General features: G+C 62.1%; 21 protein-coding genes and 2 tRNA genes. 19 read left to right on the top strand and 4 right to left on the bottom strand.

The window, feature by feature from the left end:
• Positions 1-17: 17 nt before the first annotated feature.
• Positions 18-1049: a small ribosomal subunit biogenesis GTPase RsgA gene (gene rsgA / locus AC6I6U_RS00655; protein WP_497880169.1), complete on the bottom strand. Its 1032-nt coding sequence runs from the start codon at positions 1047-1049 to the stop codon at positions 18-20.
• Between the two features lie 109 nt (positions 1050-1158).
• Between rsgA and orn the strand changes: the two genes are divergently transcribed.
• Together orn and AC6I6U_RS00645 are read left to right on the top strand one after the other, a co-directional pair.
• Complete coding sequence (gene orn, locus AC6I6U_RS00650; RefSeq protein WP_497880168.1) at positions 1159-1701, top strand: oligoribonuclease; 543 nt, start codon at positions 1159-1161, stop codon at positions 1699-1701.
• A gap of 78 nt (positions 1702-1779) precedes the next feature.
• A complete protein-coding gene (locus tag AC6I6U_RS00645; protein WP_497883159.1) occupies positions 1780-2394 on the top strand; it encodes a trimeric intracellular cation channel family protein in 615 nt (204 codons plus the stop codon).
• Here the strand turns inward: AC6I6U_RS00645 and queG are convergent.
• Positions 2376-3476 carry a tRNA epoxyqueuosine(34) reductase QueG gene (queG, locus tag AC6I6U_RS00640; RefSeq protein ID WP_497880167.1) on the bottom strand — a complete coding sequence of 367 codons (1101 nt, stop codon included), beginning with the start codon at positions 3474-3476 and terminating at the stop codon, positions 2376-2378. The two genes, AC6I6U_RS00645 and queG, sit on opposite strands and share 19 nt — an antisense overlap.
• 63 nt (positions 3477-3539) lie before the next feature.
• On the opposite strand from queG, the gene AC6I6U_RS00635 reads away from it, so the two are divergent.
• The 12 genes from AC6I6U_RS00635 to AC6I6U_RS00580 all read left to right on the top strand — a co-directional run bounded on the left by AC6I6U_RS00635 (position 3540) and on the right by AC6I6U_RS00580 (position 17910).
• A complete protein-coding gene (locus tag AC6I6U_RS00635) occupies positions 3540-4400 on the top strand; it encodes an NAD(P)H-hydrate dehydratase (RefSeq protein WP_497880166.1) in 861 nt (286 codons plus the stop codon).
• Entirely contained in the window at positions 4388-4858 is a 471-nt protein-coding gene (tsaE, locus tag AC6I6U_RS00630) for a tRNA (adenosine(37)-N6)-threonylcarbamoyltransferase complex ATPase subunit type 1 TsaE (RefSeq protein ID WP_497880165.1), read from the top strand. Before AC6I6U_RS00635 ends, tsaE begins: the two co-directional genes overlap by 13 nt.
• 3 nt (positions 4859-4861) lie before the next feature.
• Positions 4862-6301 carry an N-acetylmuramoyl-L-alanine amidase gene (locus tag AC6I6U_RS00625; protein WP_497880164.1) on the top strand — a complete coding sequence of 480 codons (1440 nt, stop codon included), beginning with the start codon at positions 4862-4864 and terminating at the stop codon, positions 6299-6301.
• A gap of 11 nt (positions 6302-6312) precedes the next feature.
• The gene (gene mutL / locus AC6I6U_RS00620; RefSeq protein ID WP_497883158.1) at positions 6313-8217 is read left to right on the top strand and encodes a DNA mismatch repair endonuclease MutL; all 1905 of its coding nucleotides are present in this window, start codon (positions 6313-6315) and stop codon (positions 8215-8217) included.
• Positions 8217-9197: a tRNA (adenosine(37)-N6)-dimethylallyltransferase MiaA gene (miaA, locus tag AC6I6U_RS00615; protein WP_497880163.1), complete on the top strand. Its 981-nt coding sequence runs from the start codon at positions 8217-8219 to the stop codon at positions 9195-9197. The genes mutL and miaA overlap by 1 nt, the downstream gene beginning before the upstream one ends.
• 91 nt (positions 9198-9288) lie before the next feature.
• On the top strand, positions 9289-9549 hold the full coding sequence (hfq, locus tag AC6I6U_RS00610; RefSeq protein WP_010221594.1) for an RNA chaperone Hfq: 261 nt from the start codon (positions 9289-9291) through the stop codon (positions 9547-9549).
• A 12-nt stretch (positions 9550-9561) separates the two neighbouring features.
• Positions 9562-10863 (top strand): ribosome rescue GTPase HflX, encoded by a 1302-nt coding sequence (hflX, locus tag AC6I6U_RS00605; RefSeq protein WP_497880162.1) that lies wholly within the window; start codon positions 9562-9564, stop codon positions 10861-10863.
• A 96-nt stretch (positions 10864-10959) separates the two neighbouring features.
• Complete coding sequence (gene hflK / locus AC6I6U_RS00600) at positions 10960-12129, top strand: FtsH protease activity modulator HflK (RefSeq protein ID WP_497880161.1); 1170 nt, start codon at positions 10960-10962, stop codon at positions 12127-12129.
• Positions 12129-12998: a protease modulator HflC gene (gene hflC / locus AC6I6U_RS00595; RefSeq protein ID WP_186683378.1), complete on the top strand. Its 870-nt coding sequence runs from the start codon at positions 12129-12131 to the stop codon at positions 12996-12998. Before hflK ends, hflC begins: the two co-directional genes overlap by 1 nt.
• Positions 12999-13299: 301 nt before the next feature.
• On the top strand, positions 13300-14487 hold the full coding sequence (locus AC6I6U_RS00590) for an ATP phosphoribosyltransferase regulatory subunit (protein WP_497880160.1): 1188 nt from the start codon (positions 13300-13302) through the stop codon (positions 14485-14487).
• A gap of 54 nt (positions 14488-14541) precedes the next feature.
• Entirely contained in the window at positions 14542-15834 is a 1293-nt protein-coding gene (locus AC6I6U_RS00585; protein WP_497880159.1) for an adenylosuccinate synthase, read from the top strand.
• 141 nt (positions 15835-15975) lie between these two features.
• Positions 15976-17910, top strand: a complete 1935-nt coding sequence (locus AC6I6U_RS00580) for a methyl-accepting chemotaxis protein (protein WP_497880158.1) — start codon at positions 15976-15978, stop codon at positions 17908-17910.
• 233 nt (positions 17911-18143) lie between these two features.
• On the opposite strand, the gene AC6I6U_RS00575 is transcribed toward AC6I6U_RS00580, so the two are convergent.
• Positions 18144-18230, bottom strand: a tRNA-Leu gene (locus AC6I6U_RS00575).
• 319 nt (positions 18231-18549) lie between these two features.
• Positions 18550-18636 (bottom strand) — tRNA-Leu (locus AC6I6U_RS00570).
• Positions 18637-18861: 225 nt separating this feature from the next.
• Here AC6I6U_RS00570 and rnr point away from each other — a divergent pair.
• The 5 genes from rnr to AC6I6U_RS00545 all read left to right on the top strand — a co-directional run bounded on the left by rnr (position 18862) and on the right by AC6I6U_RS00545 (position 24082).
• Positions 18862-21450, top strand: a complete 2589-nt coding sequence (rnr, locus tag AC6I6U_RS00565) for a ribonuclease R (protein WP_497880157.1) — start codon at positions 18862-18864, stop codon at positions 21448-21450.
• Complete coding sequence (rlmB, locus tag AC6I6U_RS00560; RefSeq protein ID WP_497880156.1) at positions 21447-22208, top strand: 23S rRNA (guanosine(2251)-2'-O)-methyltransferase RlmB; 762 nt, start codon at positions 21447-21449, stop codon at positions 22206-22208. Before rnr ends, rlmB begins: the two co-directional genes overlap by 4 nt.
• A gap of 259 nt (positions 22209-22467) precedes the next feature.
• Positions 22468-22890 carry a 30S ribosomal protein S6 gene (rpsF, locus tag AC6I6U_RS00555; protein ID WP_010450485.1) on the top strand — a complete coding sequence of 141 codons (423 nt, stop codon included), beginning with the start codon at positions 22468-22470 and terminating at the stop codon, positions 22888-22890.
• 28 nt (positions 22891-22918) lie between these two features.
• Positions 22919-23149 carry a 30S ribosomal protein S18 gene (rpsR, locus tag AC6I6U_RS00550; RefSeq protein ID WP_002551829.1) on the top strand — a complete coding sequence of 77 codons (231 nt, stop codon included), beginning with the start codon at positions 22919-22921 and terminating at the stop codon, positions 23147-23149.
• A 36-nt stretch (positions 23150-23185) separates the two neighbouring features.
• Positions 23186-24082 carry a YybS family protein gene (locus AC6I6U_RS00545; protein WP_497880155.1) on the top strand — a complete coding sequence of 299 codons (897 nt, stop codon included), beginning with the start codon at positions 23186-23188 and terminating at the stop codon, positions 24080-24082.
• The last annotated feature ends 9 nt before the right edge of the window (positions 24083-24091 follow it).

Here is a 24091-nt window from a genome sequence, read left to right as displayed (position 1 = left end):
TTTTCGTTTCTGTCATTTCAGTAACTGTCTTGCGGCAGGCTGGCGATGATCGAGCGGTAGCTGTTCATCCGCTGCTGCTGGATGCGCCCCTCTTCCAGGGCCTTGAGCAGTGCACAGCCGGGTTCGCGGTCATGCTTGCAGTCGCGGAAGCGGCAGGTGCCGAGCAGGTCGGTGAATTCGATGAAGCCGGCCTCGACATCGGCGCGGCTGACATGACCCAGGCCGAATTCGCGAATGCCCGGGGAGTCGATCAGTTCACCACCGCCCGGGAAGTGGAACAGGCGCGCCGTGGTGGTGGTGTGGGTCCCCTGGCCGGAGAGCTCGGAGAGCGGGCCGACGCGGGTTCCCACTTCCGGCAGCAGGCTGTTGACCAGCGAGGATTTGCCGACGCCGGACTGGCCGACGAAGACGCTGATGCGTCCGTCCAGTTGCTGCTGCAACTGCTCCATGCCGTTGCCGTGATGGGCCGATACTTCCAGCAGCGGATAGCCCAGTTGTCGGTAGACCGCCAGCAGTGCGTTCAGGGCCGGGGCGTTGTGCTCGTCGATCAGGTCGAACTTGTTCAGCAGCAGCAGCGGCCGGATGCCAGCGTGTTCGGCGGCCACCAGGTAGCGGTCGATCAGGTTGGCATGGGGTTCGGGCAACGGGGCGAAGACGATCACGATCATGTCGACGTTGGCGGCCACCGGCTTGAGTTGGCCGCGGCTATCGGGGCGCTTGAGTTCGGTGGTCCGTGGCAGTTGCGCGACGATCACGCCAATGCCCTGGTTGCCGGCACGCCAGACCACCTGGTCGCCGGTCACCAGTGCCGGCAGGTTGGCCCGCAGGTGGCAGCGGAATACCTGGCCCTTGAGTTCTCCCTCCAGGGCCTCGACCTCGACCTGCACACCGAAGTGCGCGATCACCAGGCCCGTCTGTTCAGGCCCCAGGTCGCCACCCTCCAGTGCTTCCACGGCCTGTGATTCGCGTTTGGCGGCGCGTGCTGCGCGTTCGCCCTGGATCTTTTCGATGCGCCAGTTCTGGCGGCGGTTGAGCTGGCGTTTGGCCATGGGTGTTCCGTGTCGTCGAATCGTCGGGAGGGTCAAGCGGTCGCGAGTTTAGCACGCCCGGCAAGCGCAGCCTGCGCTAAACTGTGCCGCTACGCCGAGGAGTCAAGCTATGCAAAATCCACAGAACCTTATCTGGATCGACCTGGAGATGACCGGGCTCGACCCGGATACCGATGTGATCATCGAAATGGCCACCATCGTCACCGACAGCGACCTCAATACCCTGGCCGAAGGTCCGGTGATCGCTATCCACCAGAGCGACGAAATCCTGGCCGGCATGGATGAGTGGAACACTCGCCAACATGGCGGTTCGGGCCTGACCCAGCGTGTACGCGACAGCCGCATCAGCATGGCCGAGGCCGAGGCCCAGACCATCGCCTTCCTGGAACAATGGGTGCCCAAGGGCAAGTCGCCGATCTGTGGCAACAGCATCTGCCAGGATCGTCGTTTCCTCGCTCGTCACATGAAATCCCTGGAGCGTTATTTCCATTATCGCAACCTGGATGTCTCCACCCTGAAGGAGTTGGCGGCACGCTGGGCGCCGGAAGTCCGCGACAGCTTCCAGAAGGGCAGTACGCACCTGGCACTGGACGATATCCGCGAATCCATCGCCGAGCTGCAACACTACCGCAAGCACTTCATCAAGTTCTGATCGGCTGTGGCACGGCTGCGCTCTTTTGGTGCGCAGCCCAAATGAGTAGACTGCGCGCCTTCTCCTGCCCGGACCGCCATCATGCTGCTGATGCTCTACCTCGTCGCCATTACCGCTGAAGCCATGACGGGTGCGCTGTCGGCGGGGCGGCGTGGCATGGACTGGTTTGGCGTGGTGCTGATCGCCTGTGTTACTGCCCTCGGCGGTGGTTCGGTGCGCGATGTATTGCTGGGGCATTACCCGCTGACCTGGGTCAAGCACCCGGAATACCTGGTGTTGACCTCGGTTGCTGCGCTGGTGACGGTGTTCATCGCACCGTTGATGCGTCACTTGCGCTCGCTGTTCCTGGTTCTCGATGCCCTGGGCCTGGTGGCCTTCACCCTGATTGGTTGCATGACCGCCCTGGAGATGGGACAGGGCCTGATGGTGGCATCGGTCAGCGGGGTGATCACCGGGGTGTTCGGTGGGGTGCTGCGGGATATCTTCTGCAACGACATCCCCCTGGTGTTCCGGCGTGAGCTTTATGCCAGCGTCTCCTTCGCCGCCGCCTGGTGTTTCCTGGGCTGCACCTATTGGCAACTGCCCAATGAGCAGGCGATTCTGATCACGCTGTTCGGTGGTTTCCTGCTACGTCTGTTGGCGATTCGCTTTCACTGGGAAATGCCCAAGTTCATCTACAACGATGCGCAGTGAGGCGTCTGGCCGGGTGAGGCCCGTTCAGCATGCTGGCGCAGGGCCCATTGTACGTGCTCCTGAACCAGCTCCGACGGATAGTCCCGCCGGCTGTTGAGGGCTTCGAGCACCGCGATGGTCGACGGCGCATTGCCCAGGCCGACCGCCAGGTTGCGCAGCCAGCGCTCATAGCCGGCACGGCGTAGCGGCGAACCCTCGGTATTTTTCAGGAACGTTTCCTCGTCCCAGCGGAACAGTTCCGCCAAGCCGGCGTTATCGAGGCTGTGGCGGGGCTGGAAGTCGCCCTCGACGGTGGGGCGGGCAAAGCGGTTCCACGGGCAGACCACCTGGCAATCGTCGCAGCCGAACACCCGATTGCCGATCAGCGGGCGCAGCTCCTCGGGGATAGCCGTCTTCAGTTCGATGGTCAGGTAGGAGATGCAGCGCCGCGCGTCCAGCACGTAGGGGCCGACGAATGCCGCCGTGGGGCAGATGTCCATGCACGCCGAACAGCGCCCGCAGTGCTCGGTGGCGTGGGGCTCATCCACGGGCAGCGGCAGGTCGACGAACAGCTCGCCGAGAAAGAAGTAGCTGCCGGCCTTGCGGTTGAGCACCAAAGTGTTCTTGCCGATCCAGCCCAGGCCGGCCTGCTCGGCAATGGCCTTCTCCAGCACCGGGGCACTGTCGACGAAGGCGCGGTAGCCGAAGGGGCCGATGACCTGCTGGATACGTTCGGCCAACTGCTGCAGGCGTTTGCGGATCAGCTTGTGGTAATCGCGCCCCAGGGCGTAGCGCGATACGTAGGCTTTTTCCGGCTCTGCCAGGCGCTGGACCATTTGCGTATCGCCCGGCAGGTAGTCCATGCGCAACGACACGACCCGCAGCGTGCCGGGCACCAGTTCGTCCGGGTGCGAACGCTTGCTGCCGTGGGCGCCCATGTAGTCCATGTCACCGTGGTAGCCGGCATCGAGCCAGCGCTGCAGGTGCTGCTCGTGTTCGCCCAGCTCCAGGCCCGCGATACCCGCCTGCTGGAAGCCCAGTTCACGAGCCCATTGCTTGATGGATAGGGCAAGGGCGGGAAGGTCGACGCTATTTACAGACATGAGACAGGAGAAACCTAGGCTTTGGTGCGTATAATTCTGCCAGACATCAGAGCCGAACGACGCATGCCGCAGACCAAACCACCTTTTCCCGATATTCAGTTGCTGACACCCGCGACCTTGCCGAGACTTCCAGCACGTCAACCGGAGGCCCACAAGGGCCAATTCGGCCATGTGTTGCTGATCGGCGGTGACCGGCGTTTTGGCGGCGCGATCCTGCTCAGCGCCGAGACGGCCCTGCGCAGCGGCGCCGGGCTGGTTTCCCTGGCAACACGCCCGGAACATGTCGCCGCTTCGTTGGCCCGCCTGCCTGAGGTGATGGTGCTGGGCGTCGAGTCGGCCAACCAACTGATGGAAACGCTCCAGCAGGCCAGCGTGCTGGTGGTCGGTCCGGGGCTCGGGCAATTCGCCTGGAGTCGCAGCCTGCTGTCGGTTGCGTCGAGTCGCGTGGTCGCGCAGGTCTGGGATGCCGATGCACTGAACCTGCTGGCCAATGGTGAGGCATGCCTGCCGGCCGACAGTGTCATCACTCCGCATCCGGGGGAGGCGGCGCGGTTGCTCGGGTTGTCGACGTCCCAGGTACAGGCCGACCGGGTTGGCGCGGTGCGCGCACTGGCGGCGAAATACCAGGCATCCTGTGTGCTCAAGGGCGCCGGCAGCCTGATAGCGGCGCCGGATGGGCGGGTGGCGCTCTGCGAACGCGGTCATCCGGCGATGGCCGCGGCTGGGCTGGGCGATGTACTCGCCGGTCTGGTCGGCGCATTGCGCGCCCAGGGCATGGCGGGTTTCGAGGCGGCCTGCCTGGCCGTCTGGCTGCATGCCCGTGCCGGTGAGCTGCAAGGTGAAAAAGGCCGTGGGCTGGCGGCCAGTGATCTGATTCCAGCCATTCGCCAGTTGTTGGAGGAACAATCGCCGTGTCTGAACTAACCCTTCAACTGCCTGATGAAGACAGGATGGTGGCATTTGGCCGCAAGATCGCCGAGGTCACTGCCGGGGTCGGTGTTATTTTCCTCGAAGGCGACCTGGGGGCCGGCAAGACCACCCTGTCGCGAGGCATCATTCGCGGTCTGGGGCACAGCGGAGCGGTCAAGAGCCCGACGTTTACTCTCGTCGAACCGTACGAATTGACTGATGTTCGCGCATATCATTTTGACCTGTACCGTTTGGTCGACCCCGAAGAGCTCGAATACCTGGGGATTCGCGACTATTTCGAAGGCGATGCCCTGTGTTTGATCGAGTGGCCCGACAAGGGGGCAGGCTTTTTGCCAAAGCCGGACCTGACCATTACCATTAGCCCGCAGGGTAGCGGGCGTTCGCTGCGTTTGTTGTCCCAGGGGCCACGAGGCGATGCCTGGTGTGCCGCATTGGCGTTGGAGTTCAAATAGAAGATGGGGTTTGGTATGCGCATTCGCGCGGTGCTTGCAGTCGCAGGGTTGTTGCTTGCGACACTGGCCATGGACGCCGTGGCGGCGACCCAGGTCAAGAGTGTTCGACTGTGGCGAGCCCCGGATAACACGCGACTGGTGTTCGACCTGTCTGGCGCGGTCCAGCACAGCGTATTCACGTTGACGGCGCCGGATCGCCTGGTGATCGATATCAATGGCGCGACCCTGGCCGGCCCGCTGAACGTGCCGACAGCCAACACGCCGATTACCAGTGTGCGCGCGGCCCAGCGTACGCCGACCGATCTGCGGGTCGTGGTCGACCTGAAGAAAGCGGTGACCCCCAAGAGTTTTACCCTGGCGCCGAATGCGCAGTACGGCAATCGCCTGGTGGTCGACCTCTTCGACAACCCGGCCGATGCTGCGCCGACGCCGACGCCAGCGTCGAACCCGACACCGAGCGTGGCGACCTTGCCAGCCGTGCCGGTGACGCCAGCCGAACCGGCGATCAAGCTGCCGCCGGCACCGGCGGGCAAGCGTGACATCATCGTCGTGATCGATGCCGGTCACGGCGGGGAAGACCCGGGTGCATCCGGCTCCCGTGGCCAGCACGAGAAAGACGTGGTGCTGTCGATCGCCCGTGAGCTGCAACGCCAGGTCAATGGCCAGAAAGGCTATCGTGCCGAGCTGACCCGGACTGGCGACTACTTCATTCCGTTGCGTGGGCGTACCGAGATCGCCCGCAAGAAAGGCGCGGATCTATTCGTTTCGATCCATGCCGATGCGGCGCCGTCGGCGGCCGCGTTCGGTGCTTCGGTGTTCGCGTTGTCCGACCGCGGTGCAACCTCCGAGACCGCGCGCTGGCTGGCCGACAGTGAAAACCGCTCTGACCTGATTGGTGGTGCCGGCAACGTTAGCCTTGACGACAAGGACAAGATGCTCGCCGGTGTATTGCTCGACTTGTCGATGACCGCTTCCATGACCTCCAGTCTGAACGTCGGGCAGAAGGTCTTGAGCAACATCGGTCGGGTGACCCCGCTGCACAAGCAGCGCGTCGAGCAGGCGGGCTTCATGGTGCTCAAGTCGCCGGACATTCCGTCGATCCTGGTGGAAACCGGGTTCATCTCCAACTCCAACGAAGCCTCCAAGCTGGCCTCGACCAGCCATCAGCAGGCGTTGGCCCGGTCGATCAGTAGCGGTATCCGCCAGTTCTTCCAGCAGAACCCGCCGCCGGGCACCTACATCGCCTGGCTGCGCGATTCCGGCAAGATCGCCCAGGGGCCGCGCGACCACCGCGTTTCGCCGGGAGAGACATTGGCGATGATTGCCGTGCGTTATCAGGTGTCGGTGGCGACCCTGCGCAGCGTCAACAAATTGAGCAGCGATGAGCTCAAGGTCGGCCAGACCCTGACCATCCCCGGCACCGAACTGGCGGCCAAGCAATGAGTGAGTCAGCCCTGAAGGAACGTGCCCGGATCGAACTGCTCAGCCCACGCCTGGCGAACCAGATCGCCGCGGGCGAGGTGGTCGAGCGCCCGGCTTCGGTGATCAAGGAACTGCTGGAAAACAGCCTCGACTCCGGCGCCAAGCGTATCGATGTGGATGTCGAGCAGGCCGGCGTCAAGCTGCTGCGTGTGCGTGACGATGGCAGCGGCATTTCCTCCGAAGAGTTGCCCCTGGCCCTGGCGCGTCACGCCACCAGCAAGATTCGCAACCTGGAAGACCTCGAACAGGTGATGAGCCTGGGCTTTCGTGGCGAGGCCCTGGCGTCCATCAGTTCCGTGGCGCGCCTGACCCTGACCTCGCGGACCCGCGACGCCGACCAGGCCTGGCAGGTGGAAACCGAAGGGCGTGAGATGGAGGCCCGGGTCCAGCCGGCAGCCCATCCGGTCGGTACATCGGTGGAAGTGCGCGACCTGTTTTTCAACACCCCGGCCCGGCGCAAGTTCCTCAAGGCCGAGAAGACCGAGTTCGACCACCTGCAGGAAGTGATCAAGCGCCTGGCGCTGGCCCGCTTCGATGTTGCCTTCCACCTGCGGCACAATGGCAAGGGTATTCTCGCCCTGCACGAGGCCCATGACGATGCGGCCCGTGCCCGGCGCGTAGCGGCGGTGTGTGGTTCGGGTTTCCTCGAGCAGGCGCTGCCGATCGAGGTCGAACGCAACGGCCTGCACCTGTGGGGCTGGGTTGGCTTGCCGACCTTTTCCCGTAGCCAGGCCGACCTGCAGTATTTCTATGTCAACGGTCGGGCGGTACGCGACAAGCTGGTGGCCCACGCGGTGCGCCAGGCCTATCGTGACGTGCTGTTCAACGGTCGGCATCCGACCTTCGTGCTGTTCCTCGAAGTCGATCCGTCGGCGGTAGATGTCAATGTGCACCCGACCAAGCACGAAGTGCGTTTCCGTGATGGGCGCATGGTTCACGATTTCCTCTACGGCACCCTGCACCGTGCCCTGGGGGATGTGCGTCCCGAGGACCAGCTGGCCGCGCCAGCGGCGGTAGCCGGTATCGTCCGCCCCACGGGGCTCGAGGCCGGTGAGTTCGGCCCGCAGGGGGAGATGCGGCTCGCTGCCAACCTGCTGGAGCAGCCCCAGTCCCAGCCGTTTTCGCCTTCCGTGCCGGCAGCCGGCTCAGGCTCCGGGGCAGGGTACCAATACCAGTATCGCCCGCAATCGACACCGATGCCGCCGGTGGCGGAGACACAAAGCGTCTACCGCGAATTTTTCGCCCCCCTGCCGGAAACCGGTGCACCTGCGCTGCCCGAGGGCCAGGGCGACGTACCGCCGCTGGGCTATGCCCTGGCGCAGCTCAAGGGCATCTACATTCTCGCGGAGAACGCCCAGGGCCTGGTACTGGTGGATATGCACGCCGCCCATGAGCGGATCATGTACGAGCGGCTCAAGGTCGCCATGGCCAGCGAAGGCCTCAGTGGCCAGCCGCTGCTGGTGCCCGAGTCGTTGGCCCTCAGTCAGCGTGAGGCTGACTGTGCCGAGGAGCATGCGGGCTGGTTCCAGCGCCTGGGCTTCGAACTGCAGCGCCTGGGCCCGGAAAGCATTGCTATCCGGCAGATTCCGGCGCTGCTCAAGCAGGCCGAGGCCAATCGGTTGGTGCAGGACGTGTTGGCGGACCTGATGGAGTACGGCACCAGCGATCGCATCCAGGCGCACCTGAACGAGCTGCTCGGGACCATGGCCTGTCACGGCGCCGTGCGCGCCAATCGGCGCCTGGCCGTGCCGGAAATGAACGGGCTGCTGCGGGATATGGAAAGTACCGAGCGCAGCGGCCAATGCAACCATGGGCGTCCGACCTGGACGCAACTGGGTCTTGATGACCTGGACAAACTTTTCCTGCGCGGACGTTGATGACAGCCTCGAAATCCCTTCCGCCAGCGATCTTCCTGATGGGCCCGACGGCGGCCGGCAAGACCGACCTGGCCATTGAGTTGACCAAGGTGCTGCCCTGCGAGCTGATCAGTGTCGACTCTGCCCTGGTTTACCGGGACATGGACATTGGTACCGCCAAGCCTTCAAAGGCGTTGTTGGCGGAATTCCCGCACCGGCTGATCGACATTCTCGACCCGGCCCAGAGCTACTCCGCCGCCGAATTTCGCCAGGATGCCCTGGCGGCCATGGCCGAGATCACCGCACGGGGCAAAATCCCCCTGCTGGTCGGTGGTACAATGCTCTATTACAAGGCTTTGCTCGAAGGTCTTGCGGATATGCCGGCGGCTGATCCGCAGGTTCGCGCCGAAATCGAGGAAGAGGCTGCACGCCTTGGCTGGCAGGCCCTGCACGAGCAGTTGGCGAGCATCGATCCGGAGTCGGCGGCGCGTATTCACCCCAACGACCCGCAGCGATTGAGCCGGGCGCTGGAGGTGTATCGGGTCAGCGGCCTGAGCATGACGGCCCATCGGCAGCGACAATCTGCGCAAAGTACTGACGCAGCCGCTTCGGGACGCCCGCAATTACCCTATACTGTCGCCAATCTGGCCATCGCTCCAGCGAATCGCCAGGTGTTGCATGACCGGATTGAACAAAGATTCACACAGATGTTGGAACAGGGATTCGTTGACGAGGTCGTAGCCTTGCGTAATAGAAGTGACCTGCATGTCGGGTTGCCGTCTATACGTGCTGTAGGCTACAGACAAGTCTGGGATCACCTGGATGGCAAGCTGACGTCAGTCGAAATGCGCGAGCGCGGAATCATCGCTACTCGCCAGTTGGCAAAGCGCCAGTTTACCTGGCTGCGCAGTTGGGCGAATCTGCACTGGCTGGACAGCCTGGATTGCGACAATCTGCCACGCGCCTTGAAATACCTCGGGACCATCTCCATATTGAGCTGAGTCCCTGTAAATGCCGTCTATCCTTGGGGGGAGGCGGCAAAGTCACTTGTTTGCTCATTTTTTATTATTGATCCTTAAAGGAGTGCGGCACATGTCAAAAGGGCATTCGCTACAAGACCCTTACTTGAACACCTTGCGTAAAGAGAAAGTCGGGGTTTCCATCTATCTCGTCAACGGGATCAAACTGCAGGGCACGATCGAATCGTTCGACCAGTTCGTGATTCTGCTGAAGAACACCGTGAGCCAGATGGTCTACAAGCACGCTATCTCGACAGTGGTGCCGGTTCGTCCAATTCGCCTGCCTAGCGCAACCGAATCCGAGCAGGGCGACGCTGAGCCAGGTAACGCCTGATAGGAGTCTCCTTTGTTCTTTGAGCGCCACGGTGGTGGTGAACGAACCATTCTCGTTCACTTGGAAGGTCAGGACCCTGAGGCGCGCGAAGATCCGCAGGAGTTTCAGGAGTTGGCATCATCGGCTGGCGCCGAGACCGTCGCGCTGTTCAGCGTGCCGCGTCATCGGCCAACCGCCAAATATCTGATTGGCACTGGCAAGGTCGAGGAGCTTCGCGACCTGGTCAAGGCCGAGCAGATCGATATCGTGATTTTCAATCACATCCTCACGCCCAGTCAGGAGCGTAACCTCGAACGTGCTTTCGAGTGTCGCGTGCTTGACCGTACGGGCCTGATTCTCGACATTTTCGCCCAGCGCGCACGTACCCATGAAGGCAAGCTCCAGGTCGAACTGGCCCAGCTTGAGCACATGAGCACGCGGCTGGTACGCGGCTGGACCCACCTTGAGCGGCAGAAGGGCGGTATCGGCCTGCGTGGTCCCGGTGAAACCCAGCTGGAAACCGACCGGCGCCTGTTGCGGGTCCGCCTGCGGCAGATCAAGGGTCGCCTGGAAAAGGTTCGCAGCCAGCGCGAGCAGTCCCGTCGCGGGCGCAAGCGCGCCGACATCCCGACCGTATCGCTGGTGGGCTACACCAACGCCGGCAAATCCACACTGTTCAACACGGTTACCCAGTCCGAGGTGTATGCCGCGGATCAACTGTTCGCAACGCTCGACCCGACCCTGCGTCGTCTCGACCTGGATGACCTCGGCCCGATCGTGCTGGCCGATACCGTGGGTTTCATTCGCCATCTGCCGCACAACCTGGTCGAGGCATTCCGGGCTACGCTCGAAGAGTCGAGCAACTCCGACCTGCTGCTGCATGTGATCGATGCTGCCGAGCCGGATCGGATGCTGCAGATCGAGCAGGTGATGGTGGTGCTGGGCGAGATCGGTGCCCAGGACTTGCCGATCCTCGAGGTCTATAACAAACTCGATCTGCTCGAAGGTGTCGAGCCGCAGATCCAGCGTGGCGAGGATGGCAAGCCGCAGCGGGTCTGGCTTTCGGCCCGTGAAGGGGTAGGGCTGGAGTTGCTGGAGCAGGCGATTGCCGAGTTGCTGGGCAACGATTTGTTCATCGGCACCTTGCGCTTGCCACAGCGTTTTGCTCGACTGCGTGCACAGTTCTTCGAGTTGGGGGCGGTTCAGAAGGAAGAACACGACGAAGAAGGTGCCTGTCTCTTGTCGATTCGGCTGCCGATGACCGAGTTCAATCGGTTGGTCTCGCGCGAAGGCATGAAGCCGCCTGAGTTCATCGAACAACACACTTTGCAATAAAAGCCTGACAAAGCGGTTGTGCCGCTGTCGCAGGCATTCTGTAGCATTGGTCGGCGCGCCGTGGGTGCGTCTTTGCTTTATCAGATGGAGAGCGCTATGGCTTGGAATGAGCCGGGTGGCAATTCGAACAATCAGGATCCCTGGGGTGGCAAGCGTCGTAACAATGGCGACCGCAAGGGCCCTCCAGATCTCGACGAAGCCTTCCGCAAGCTGCAGGAAAGCCTGAATGGGTTGTTCGGTGGCGGAAAGAAACGCAGTGACGACGGTGGTGGATCGGGCGGCAGTGGCGGCGGGTTCGGCCTGCTGGGCATCGGTCTCGTCGTGCTGGCGGCTGTCTGGCTGTACAGCGCCGTGTATGTCGTGGACGAGCAGGAGCAGGCCGTGGTGCTGCGCTTCGGCAAGTACTACGAGACGGTCGGCCCGGGCCTGAACATCTATTTCCCGCCAATCGACAAGAAGTACATGGAAAACGTCACGCGTGAGCGTGCCTACACCAAGCAGGGGCAGATGCTGACCGAAGACGAGAACATCGTCGAGGTGCCGCTGACCGTGCAGTACAAGATCACCAACCTGCAGGACTTCGTGCTGAACGTCGATCAGCCGGAAATCAGCCTGCAGCAGGCTACCGACAGCGCCTTGCGCCATGTGGTGGGTTCCACCGCGATGGATCAGGTGCTGACCGAGGGCCGTGAACAAATGGCCAGCGAAATCAAGGAGCGCCTGCAGCGTTTCCTCGATACCTATCGCACTGGTATCACCGTGACCCAGGTCAACGTGCAGAGCGCCGCCGCGCCGCGTGAAGTCCAGGAAGCCTTCGATGACGTGATCCGTGCCCGTGAAGACGAGCAGCGTTCGCGCAACCAGGCCGAAGGCTACGCCAACGGCGTCGTGCCGGAAGCCCGTGGCCAGGCCCAGCGCATCATCGAGGATGCCAACGGCTACCGTGACGAAGTCATCTCCCGCGCCAAGGGTGAGGCCGATCGTTTCAGCAAGCTGGTCGTCGAGTATCGCAAGGCACCGGAAGTCACTCGCCAGCGCCTGTACCTGGACACCATGCAGGAAGTCTTCAGCAACACCAGCAAGGTGCTCGTGACCGGCAACAAGAACGGCCAGAACAACCTGCTTTACCTGCCGTTGGACAAGATGATCCAGAACAGCCCGGCCAGTGGCTCGCCGGTAACCGGCTCGGCCGCTGCCAGCAGCAATACGGATGTCACGCCGCATATCACTGACCTGCCGCAAACGCGCACAAGGGAGAGCCGCTGATGAGCAATAAATCGCTGATCGCCCTGATTGTTGGCGTCATTGTCGTGCTGGCTGGCTGGAACTGCTTCTACATCGTGCTGCAGACCGAACGTGCCGTCCTGCTGCAATTCGGTCGCGTGGTCCAGACCGATGTTCAGCCCGGTCTTCACGTGAAGGTTCCGTACGTCAACCAGGTGCGCAAGTTCGATGCCCGCCTGATGACCCTGGATGCCCCGACCCAGCGTTTCCTGACGCTGGAGAAGAAGGCCGTGATGGTCGATGCCTACGCCAAGTGGCGGGTCAAGGATGCCGAGCGCTTCTATACCGCGACTTCCGGTCTCAAGCAGATCGCCGACGAACGCCTGTCCCGTCGCCTGGAGTCCGGGCTGCGCGACCAGTTCGGCAAGCGCACCCTGCATGAAGTGGTCTCCGGCGAGCGTGATGCGCTGATGGCGGATATCACCGGGTCGTTGAACAAGATGGCCGAGAAAGAACTGGGTATCGAAGTGATCGATGTCCGGGTCAAGGCTATCGACCTGCCGAAGGAAGTGAACCGCAGCGTTTTCGAACGCATGAGTACCGAGCGTGAGCGTGAGGCTCGTGAGCATCGCGCCAAGGGTAACGAGCTGGCTGAAGGTATTCGTGCCGACGCCGATCGTCAGCGTCGGGTGCTGCTGGCTGAAGCCTATCGTCAGTCCGAGGAAACTCGCGGTGACGGTGATGCCCAGGCTGCAGCGATCTATTCCAAGGCCTACGGCCAGGATCAGGAGTTCTATGCGTTCTATCGCAGCCTGCGTGCCTATCGTGAGAGCTTTGCGAACAAGAGCGACGTGATGGTGTTGGATCCGAGCAGCGACTTTTTCCATTACCTGGAAAAAGCCAAGCCCTGATCCACCGCGCATCTACACACCCGTCGGGCGGCTAAAACGCCTGGCGGGGTGATCCTTTCGGAAAACGGGTGTATGATGCGGCAGCCGGGAAATTCCCGGCTTTTTTGCGTCTGCATGTTTGATTAGCGGCAGATGGGCAGGAAACGGGTTGATCGACCCGACAGGTTTTTCGAGGAAAGTGGTAGGCGAAGCCGGTTTTCGGCTGTTTCGTCGCGCCTTGCTTGCGCGTGCGTTAACCATTTTCTGCTCCACTCAAGGCTCGCCTGTGGGCTTGCCGCCCGGATCATAGGGGAAAGGCGTAATGGCAACGGTAGACCGCTGGCTCCTGCCAGATGGCATCGAAGAAGTACTGCCGCCTGAAGCGGCGCGCATCGAAGTAGCGCGGCGTCAGGTGTTGGATCTGTTCCAGAGCTGGGGCTATGAGTTCGTTGTCACCCCGCACATCGAATACCTCGAGTCCTTGCTGACCGGTGCCGGGCAGGATCTCGACCTGCGTACCTTCAAGGTCATCGACCCGCAGTCGGGGCGGCAGATGGGCTTTCGTGCCGACATCACGCCGCAGGTAGCGCGTATCGACGCTCACACCCTGCGGCGCGAAGGCCCTAGCCGTTTGTGCTACGCCGGTAGTGTGCTGCACGCGCAGCCGCGGGCGCTGTCGACTTCGCGCAGTCCGATCCAGCTCGGTGCCGAGCTGTATGGCGACGCCAGTCCGAGCAGCGATGTCGAGGTCATCAGCCTGATGCTGGCGATGCTGCAACTGGCCGATGTGCCGGATGTGCACATGGATCTCGGGCATGTCGGTATCTACCGTGGCCTGGCTCGTGCGGCCGGTTTGTCCGGTGAGGTCGAGCAGCAGTTGTTCGATGCCCTGCAGCGCAAGGCTATCGACGAAGTGATCGAGCTCACCGAAGGGTTGCAGGCGGACTTGGCGGCCATGTTGCGTTCGCTGGTCGACCTGTGTGGCGGTCGCGAAGTGCTCGCGGCGGCGCGTGTGCGCCTGGCGGGTGCGCCGGCCCCTGTCATGGCGGCGCTGGACGACCTGCTGGCGATCGCCGAGCGGCTGTCCGTGCGTTTCCCGGAGCTGCCGCTGTACTTTGACCTGGGCGAGCTGCGTGGCTACCACTACCACACCGGTGTGGTGTTCGCGGTATTCGTTCCGGGTGTTGGGCAGGCCATCGCCCAGGGCGGTCGCTACGACGACATCGGCGCGGACTTCGGTCGTGCCCGTCCGGCGACTGGCTTTTCCACCGATTTGAAGACCCTGGTGACCCTGGGGCGTGCTGAGGTCGAGCTACCGTCTGGCGGTATCTGGATGCCTGACAGTGCGGATGCGGCGCTCTGGCAGATGGTCTGCCAATTGCGCGGTGAGGGTCAGCGTGTTGTCCAGGCGCTGCCTGGGCAACCCTTGGCCGCCGCCCGCGATGCGGACTGCGACCGGCAATTGATGCAGCAGAACGGGCTTTGGCAAGTATTGCCGCTGGTTTCCTGAGTTTTCCCGCCGGCGGCTGCCGGCGCCAAGTTTGCGCGAATGAGGACAAGTGTTATGGGTAAGAATGTCGTAGTCCTGGGCACCCAGTGGGGTGATGAGGGCAAAGGCAAGATCGTTGATCTGCTGACCGAACATGCTGCCGCCGTAGTGCGCTACCAGGGTGGCCACAACGCGGGTCACACCCTGGTGATCGACGGCGAGAAAACCGTCTTGCACCTGATTCCGTCGGGCGTGCTGCGCGAAGGCGTACAGTGCCTGATCGGCAACGGCGTGGTGGTTGCACCGGACGCCCTGCTGCGTGAAATCACCAAGCTGGAAGAGAAGGGCGTACCCGTGCGCGAGCGCCTGCGTATCAGCCCGTCCTGCCCGCTGATCCTGTCGTACCACGTAGCCCTGGACCAGGCGCGCGAAAAAGCCCGCGGCGAGCAGAAGATCGGTACTACCGGTCGTGGTATCGGCCCGGCCTACGAAGACAAGGTTGCTCGTCGCGGCCTGCGTATCGGTGACCTGTTCCATCGCGAGCGTTTCGCCGCGAAGCTGGGCGAGTTGCTCGACTACCACAACTTCGTGCTGGTCAATTACTACAAAGAGCCGGCCATCGACTTCCAGAAGACCCTGGACGAGTGCATGGAGTACGCCGAGCAGCTCAAGCCGATGATGCTCGACGTCACCGCCGAACTGCACAACCTGCGTCGTGACGGCAAGGACATCATGTTCGAAGGTGCCCAAGGCTCGCTGCTGGACATCGACCACGGCACCTACCCGTTCGTCACCAGCTCCAACACTACTGCCGGCGGTATCGCCACCGGTTCGGGCGTGGGTCCGATGTACCTGGACTATATCCTGGGTATCACCAAGGCCTACACCACTCGCGTCGGTGCCGGTCCGTTCCCGACCGAGCTGTTCGATGACGTCGGCGCATTCCTGGCCAAGCGTGGCCATGAATTCGGTGCCACCACCGGTCGTCCTCGTCGTTGCGGCTGGTTCGATGCCGTCATCCTGCGTCGCGCCATCGACGTCAACAGCATTTCAGGCCTGTGCCTGACCAAGCTGGACGTTCTGGACGGCCTGGAAACCATCAACATCTGCGTCGGCTACCGGAACGAAAACGGTGCAGTCATCGACGCGCCGACCGATGCCGACAGCTACATCGGCCTGGAGCCGGTGTACGAGCAGATGCCAGGCTGGAGCGAGTCGACCCTGGGCGCCAAGACCCTGGAAGAGCTGCCAGCGGCTGCCCGTGCCTACATCAAGCGCATCGAAGAGTTGGTCGGCGCGCCGATCGACATTATTTCGACAGGTCCGGATCGCAACGAAACCATCGTCCTGCGTCACCCGTTCGCCTGATAAGTCGTTGATGTAGATCAAGAAGGGCCCCTTATGGGGCCCTTTGTCGTTTCTGTCTGTTGTACGGCACGACCCTTGCTGGGATTATCTTCTAAAAAAGCGTGCCATCAATTTAATGGCGCCAAAGTGGAGGAGTCTTCGGTGTCGGCCATTCTCTCGCTGTTACAGAGTCGTTTGTTGCGGCCTGTGTTCGTTACCTTGGGTATCGCCCTTTTGGTGCAGGTGCTGGTGGCGGTCGCCCTGACCCGAAGCACGGTCACCGCTCTGGAGGCCGATCTGGGCAGTCGCCTGGGGGGCGACAGCCAGAAGCTCTCCGGCGAACTTGAGCAGGCCGGCAAGGAAGTGACCTCAAGCCTGGACAATCTTTCCTCCAGCACGCGTCAGCGGCTTACGGCCGGGCTGTCCTCGCGCCTGAAGGATGAGCAGGCGCAATTGCGGGCTACGTTGGAGAAGGATCTGAAGGATTCGGCCAACGATATGGCGCAATTGCTCGCCTCGGTTGCCCCGCGCGCCATGTGGGACAACGATGTACCAACCCTCTCCGAATTCGCCCGGCGTGCCCAGCGTAATCCGAACGTGCTGTTCGTGGTGTATGACGACGCCGCCGGCGAGCATCTGACCCGTTACCTGAATCGGGAAAATCCGATCAACAAGGCGCTTCTGGAGAAGGGGCAGGGCGAGCGGGCGCTGGACAAGCTGCTGAACGCGGCAAAGAACGATCCCTCGGTCTATTACCTTGAAGCATCGATCAATCCCAATGGCGTGGAAATCGGCAAGGTGTTGATGGGCGTGTCAACGGCCTCGGTCGACACCGACCTGAAGGCCCTGGACCAGCGCTTCTCGGCCTTGATCGCCAGCAGTGATCAACTGGTGGGGGATAGTCTCAAGGGCGCAGCGGCCGACAGCTCGGCGGCGATGCGCGCGCGCCTGCAGTCGGCCCAGTCGACCGCTACGCAGATGCAGGCCAATACGGCGAGTACGGTGCAGGACGCAGCGCAGACCTTGCGTTGGCGGATCGGCTTGGGGCTGGCGCTGGTCGGCCTGGGTGTATTGCTGCTGTTGGCGGTAGTGCTTGGGCGCAGGGTGGTCAGCAAGCTGCATCTGTTGATCGCGGCGCTGAATGACCTGGCAGCGGGTGAGGGCGACCTGACCAAGCGTGTGCCGCTCGACAGTAATGATGAAATCGGCCACATGGCTTCGGCGGTCAATCGCTTTGTCGACAAGCTCCAGCCGATCGTCCGTGAGGCGGGGGATGTGGCCCAGCGTACGGGCGTCGAAATTGGCGCGATGAGTCTGCGTAATGCCGGTGCCGACAAGGCGGCCGAGTTGCAGCGCGATGAGGTGGAGCAGAGCTTGCGAGCCCTGGAGCGAATGGCTGACGAGGCGCAATCGGAAAGCCAGGCGATGCAGGCGGCACTCCAACAGGTGGTGGATATCCGTCAGGCTACTGATGAAAACACCAAGACTTCGGCCCAGGTCGGCGGTTTGATCGAGGCCTTGGCGGGACAGGTCGACACCGGCTCGAAGGTGATCGAGCGCCTGGCCCAGCAAAGCGAGCAGATCGAGGTGGTACTCACGGTGATCCACGGCATCGCCGAGCAGACCAATCTCCTGGCGCTGAACGCGGCCATCGAGGCGGCGCGTGCGGGTGAGACCGGGCGTGGTTTTGCAGTGGTGGCTGACGAAGTGCGTGCGCTTGCCAGCAAGACCCAGAGTTCCACGGGGGATATCCAGGCACACATCGGTGCCTTGCAGCAGGGAGCTCGCGAGGCGGTGGCTGCGATCGGCCAGGCCGGGCGCCAGGCGAATGAAGGGCTGGTGGTGTTGCGCAACAGCGCCAAGCTTCAGCAGACGGTGCAGAGCGCGGTCGAGCAGGTGCATGCGGCCATCGGCCTGGCGACCCAGGCGGCGGCGCACCAGGCTGAGGGTGCACATGCCGTGCGCGGGCGGGTCGAGGTAATTCATGCCCAGGCCGAGCGTGCGGCGCAGGCAGTGGTGGAGACCACGGCCAGTGGCAAGGTACTCGATGGATTGGCGGCGCAGCTCAAGGCGAGCCTGGGACAGTTCCGCGCCTGATCGATAGCCGTTGGAGGGGAGTGGCGAGCGGGCTTGCCCGTGCTCGACTGCAAAGCAGTCGCAGGGCTCGGGCAAGTATTTTACCTGCTGCTTCGGGGGGAGTTGTCTTGGGAGGGGGTGCACCCCAGCGCGGGCAAGCCCGCTCTCCACAGGGCGGTGTGTCAGTGGGCTAAAACGCAAAAACCCGCTTTCGCGGGTTTTTGGAGAACTTCAGAATTTCTGAAGTTTGAAATTGGTGCCCAGGAGAAGACTCGAACTTCCACGACCTTTCGGTCACCAGCACCTGAAGCTGGCGTGTCTACCAATTTCACCACCTGGGCAGCATCTTCAGCGTTGTCGCTGTTGATGTCGCGCACTATACGGGCACTGTTTTGATCTGTAAACCCCTGTTTTGCTTTTAATAAATCATTTTTTTTGTCGGTTAAGGGTGGATAGGCTGTCTTTCCATTTTGTGGGGGGCGGCTTGCTGACAATAGCGGTGAATCAGGCAATGCAATATTGCCTGTCGGACAGCTATCGCCAAGTAAGTCCGCTTCCGCAGAGGCGTGTTTCGAGGTGGGATATTTCTGTTAGGCCAGAAACGCAAAAACCCGCTTTCGCGGGTTTTTGGAGAACTCCAGAATTTCTGAAGTTTTGAATTGGTGCCCAGGAGAAGACTCGAACTTCCACGACCTTTCGGTCACCAGCACCTGAAGCTGGCGTGTCTACCAATTTCACCACCTGGGCAGTATCTTCAACGTCTGCGTTGTCGATGGCGCGCACTATACGGAGCTGTCCTGAGGCTGTAAAGCCCCGTTCGCAAAAAAAACCAAAAAATCCTGCAAACGCTCTGCAATCGCGTCTGTCGCCGCTAAAGGAGAGGTTTTCCAGCATCTTCAGCGCCTGAAATTTCCCGTTTCAATACGCGTATGCCAAACTATCCGGGCATATAGACAAGGTGAAAATTATCTAATGGCCGATTGGCAGTCCCTCGATCCCGAGGCCGCTCGTGAAGCGGAAAAATATGAAAACCCTATTCCCAGCCGTGAATTGATCCTGGCGCATCTGTCCGAGCGCGGGTCGCCGGCCAGCCGCGAACAGCTGGTGGAAGAATTCGGCCTGAGCACCGAAGACCAGGTGGAGGCCCTGCGCCGTCGCCTGCGCGCCATGGAGCGCGACGCTCAACTGATTTATACCCGCCGTGGCACCTACGCCCCGGTGGACAAGCTGGACCTGATCCTCGGTCGTATCGCCGGCCACCGTGACGGCTTCGGCTTCCTGATTCCGGATGATGGCAGCGAAGACCTGTTCATGAGCCCGGCGCAGATGCGCCTGGTGTTCGACGGCGACCGTGCCCTGGCACGGGTTTCCGGTGTCGACCGGCGCGGTCGGCGCGAAGGCGTGATCGTCGAGGTGGTGTCCCGTGCCCACGAGACTATCGTTGGCCGCTACTTCGAAGAGGGCGGCATCGGCTTCGTGGTCGCCGACAACCCGAAGATCCAGCAGGAAGTGCTGGTCACTCCAGGCCGTAACGCCAACGCCCAGATCGGGCAGTTCGTCGAGGTGAAGATCACCCACTGGCCGACGCCACGCTTCCAGCCCCAGGGCGACGTGGTCGAAGTGGTCGGCAACTACATGGCCCCCGGCATGGAAATCGACGTTGCCCTGCGCACCTACGATATTCCCCATGTCTGGCCCGAGGCCGTGGTCAAGGAGGCGCGCAAGCTCAAGCCGGAAGTCGAGGAGAAGGACAAGGAAAAGCGCATTGACCTGCGCGACCTGCCGTTCGTCACCATCGATGGCGAGGATGCCCGTGACTTCGACGACGCGGTCTATTGCGAAGCGATTCCCGGCAAGCTGCGGCTGTTCTCCGGCGGCTGGAAGCTGTACGTGGCGATCGCCGACGTTTCCAGCTATGTGAAGGTGGGTTCGGCGTTGGATGCCGAGGCCCAGGTCCGTGGCAACTCGGTGTACTTCCCCGAGCGCGTAGTGCCGATGCTGCCGGAAGAGCTGTCCAACGGCCTGTGCTCGCTGAACCCGCACGTCGATCGCCTGGCGATGGTCTGTGAAATGACCATCTCGAAAAAGGGCGAGATGACCGACTACGTGTTCTACGAGGCGGTGATCCATTCCCATGCGCGTCTGACCTACAACAAGGTCAGCACGATCCTGGAGCAGTCGAAGACCGCCGAGGCCAAGCGGCTGCGTGCGCAGTATTCGGAAGTGATCCCGGACCTCAAGCAGTTGTACGCCCTGTACAAAGTCCTGCTGGGCGCCCGTCATACCCGTGGCGCGATCGATTTCGAAACCCAGGAAACCCGGATCATCTTCGGTTCCGAACGCAAGATCGCCGAAATCCGCCCGACGACCCGCAACGATGCGCACAAGCTGATCGAGGAGTGCATGCTGGCGGCCAACGTCGCCACTGCCGAGTTCCTGCAGAAACACGAGATCCCTGCGCTGTACCGGGTGCACGATGGTCCGCCGCCGGAGCGCCTGGAAAAACTGCGGGCGTTCCTGGGTGAGCTGGGCCTGTCGCTGCACAAGGGCAAGGATGGTCCGACGCCGAAGGATTACCAGGCCTTGCTGGCCAGTATCCAGAGTCGCCCGGATTTCCACCTGATCCAGACCGTGATGCTGCGCTCCCTGAGCCAGGCGGTGTACAGCGCCGAGAACGATGGCCACTTCGGCCTGAACTACGAGGCCTATACCCACTTCACCTCGCCGATCCGTCGCTATCCGGACCTGCTGACGCATCGGGCGATCCGTAGCGTGATCCACTCCAAGCAGAACACCCCGCACGTCCGTCGTGCCGGTGCGATGAGCATTCCCAAGGCGCGTATCTATCCGTACGACGAGGCCGCGCTGGAGCAGTTGGGCGAGCAGTGCTCGATGAGCGAACGCCGTGCCGACGAAGCCACTCGCGACGTGGTGAACTGGCTCAAGTGCGAGTTCATGAAGGATCGCGTGGGCGAGTCGTTCCCGGGCGTGGTCACCGCGGTGACCGGTTTTGGTCTGTTCGTCGAGCTGACCGATATCTACGTCGAGGGCCTGGTGCACGTCACCGCCTTGCCGGGCGACTACTACCACTTCGATCCCGTGCATCACCGCTTGTCGGGTGAGCGCACCGGTCGCAACTTCCGCCTGGGTGACACGGTGGAAGTGAAGGTCATGCGCGTCGACCTTGACGAGCGCAAGATCGACTTCGAAATGACCGACAAGACCTTCTCGGCTCCCGTCGGACGCGGCAGCAAGAAGCGCGGCGCCGAAACAGCCCCGGCACCTGTGGCCGAGAAGGCTGCCGAGCCGGTTCGTCCTGCCCGGCGCAGCGCCGAGAAGAAATCTGGCGATGCCTATCGCTCCAGCGACGCCGCGGCGAAGAATGCCGAGGTGCGCAAGAGTCGGGAAATGAAACAGGCGCTGTTGGCCGAAGCGAAAACCGGCGGCAAGCCCAAGGCGGATGGCAAGTCCAGTCGCGGCAGCGCCTCGGAAAAGCCGAGCAAGCATCGCAAGGGCCCGTCGAAGAACGGTCCGGCACGTAAACCCAAGGGCAAGTCATGAGTCAGCTGGAAAAAATCTACGGCGTGCATGCCGTGGAGGCGCTGTTGCGTCATCACCCCAAGCGCGTCAAGCAGATCTGGCTGGCCGAAGGTCGCAGTGACCCGCGGGTCCAGCCCCTGTTACAACTGGCGGGGGAGAATCGCGTAGCGGTCGGCCAGGCCGAGCGCCGCGAGATGGATGCCTGGGTCGAAGGCGTGCACCAGGGCGTGGTGGCGGAAGTCAGTCCCAGCCAGGTCTGGGGCGAGGCGATGCTCGACGAGTTGCTCGACCGTACCGAAGGCGCGCCACTGATCCTGGTGCTCGATGGCGTGACCGATCCGCACAACCTCGGCGCTTGCCTGCGCACCGCCGATGCGGCGGGTGCGCTGGCGGTGGTGGTGCCCAAGGACAAGTCGGCGACCCTGACACCGGCCGTGCGCAAGGTGGCCTGCGGTGCGGCGGAAGTGATTCCGCTGGTGGCCGTGACCAACCTCGCGCGGACGCTGGAAAAACTCCAGCAGCGTGGCCTGTGGGTCGTCGGTACGGCCGGCGAGGCCGAGCAGGAGCTGTACCAGCAGGACCTGACCGGTCCGACCATCCTGATCATGGGCGCCGAAGGCAAGGGCATGCGTCGCCTGACCCGCGAGCATTGTGACTATCTGGTGAAGCTGCCGATGGCCGGTAGCGTCAGCAGTCTCAACGTTTCCGTGGCCACCGGCGTCTGCCTGTTCGAAGCGATGCGCCAGCGCAGCGTCAAGGCTGCCGCCAAGAAGGCCTGACCTGTGGGAGCTGGCTTGCTGGCGATGGGGGCGACACGGCATCGGTCGATCATTCATCATCAGCAAGCCGGCTCCTGCAGCTGAATCTGTTCAAATATTCACCAATTATCTTGCGCCCCCCGCGCCCCTTCTCTACAATTGCGCCCCTTGCCGTGATGGCTGGCGCATCCGTGCCTACTCCAAGGCAAGACACACAAGTGTCATTCACTCCTTGTCTGACCGCTTTTGAGTGGCAGGCTACAACCCGTAAGGAGCATTCATGCGTCATTACGAAATTATCTTCTTGGTCCACCCGGATCAAAGCGAGCAAGTCGGCGGCATGGTTGAGCGTTACACCAAGCTGATCGAAGAAGACGGCGGCAAAATCCACCGCCTGGAAGACTGGGGCCGTCGTCAACTGGCCTACGCAATCAACAATGTTCACAAGGCTCACTACGTGATGCTGAACGTTGAGTGCACCGGCAAGGCCCTGGCCGAGCTGGAAGACAACTTCCGCTACAACGATGCTGTGATCCGTAACCTGGTCATCCGTCGCGACGAAGCCGTTACCGGTCAGTCCGAGATGCTCAAGGCTGAAGAAAACCGCAGTGAGCGCCGTGAGCGTCGCGACCGTCCTGAGCACTCCGACGCCGAAGGCGTTGAGGGTGATGACAGCGACAACAGCGATAACGCTGACGAGTAATCCACGGACCTTTTGAGGAGCCAATTACATGGCACGTTTCTTCCGTCGTCGTAAATTCTGCCGCTTCACCGCTGAAGACGTGAAAGAGATCGATTACAAAGATCTCAACACCCTGAAAGCCTACGTATCCGAAACCGGCAAAATCGTTCCAAGCCGTATCACCGGTACCAAGGCTCGTTATCAGCGTCAGCTGGCTACCGCTATCAAGCGCGCCCGCTTCCTGGCCCTGCTGGCCTACACCGACAGCCACGGCCGCTGAGACCGGGTCGTCGACAAGTAGTAAAGGATTGAGCGCATGCGTGCCTTAGCTGACTTCATCATGCGGGGACGTGTGCAGGCCACGCTGGTCGTGGCCGGAGCTGCGGCATTGCCGCTGTTGTTCTGGTTGAGTGCCGCCGCGGGTTGCCTTGTGCTCCTGCGGCGCGGTTCGGACGCCTCGAGCGTCCTGGGTATCGGACTGTTGTCGGTGTTGTTGAGCTGGCACTTCCTAGGTGACCCGACAGCCCTTCTGGTGCTGCTCGGCAGTTGCAGCCTGGCGTTGATCTTGCGCGCCGGGCATACCTGGAACCGCGTGCTGCTGTGCAGCATGGCCGTGGGATTGTTGTGTGCGGTGAGCCTGGGAACTGTGTTCAGTTCCTTCATCGAGTCGCTGGCGCAGACGTTCGAACACGTCATGCCGCTGGCGATGGGTGAGGTCTACGAGAAGTTCTCGGCCGACCAGAAGGCGTTTCTCATCTCGCTGACCGTCCCGCTGATGATCATTTCGACAGCGATTTCGTTGCAGGTCTTCAGTGTGCTGTGCCTGATTCTTGGGCGCTATTGGCAAGCGTCGTTGTATAACCCCGGTGGTTTCGGTCGCGAATTTCGCGCTATCCGACTCCCGAAGAACGTGACGCTGTCACTGCTGGCCGTCATGTGTATCGCCCCGTTTTTCGGGTTGCATGCACTGATCCTGTTGCCGCTGTGCAGCGTACCGCTGGTCTTCGCCGGCCTGGCCCTGATTCACGGGCTGGTTGCGCAGAAACGACTGGCCTCTTTCTGGCTGGTGGGGATATACGTGACGTTCTTGCCTTTCATGCACCTGCTCGGTCCGTTGCTCGTGGTATTGGCCATTGTCGACAGCCTGATTGATTTTCGCGGACGCCTGGCGTCGAAGGACCCCGGTAACGGTTCCGCGAACGGTGAAGGTTAAAAGTTAAGA

The sequence above is a fragment of the Pseudomonas sp. UTLPPB19802 genome (genome assembly GCF_059730225.1).
Note: the sequence above shows the minus strand (reverse complement) of the source record. Positions and strands in the feature narration are given on the sequence as shown.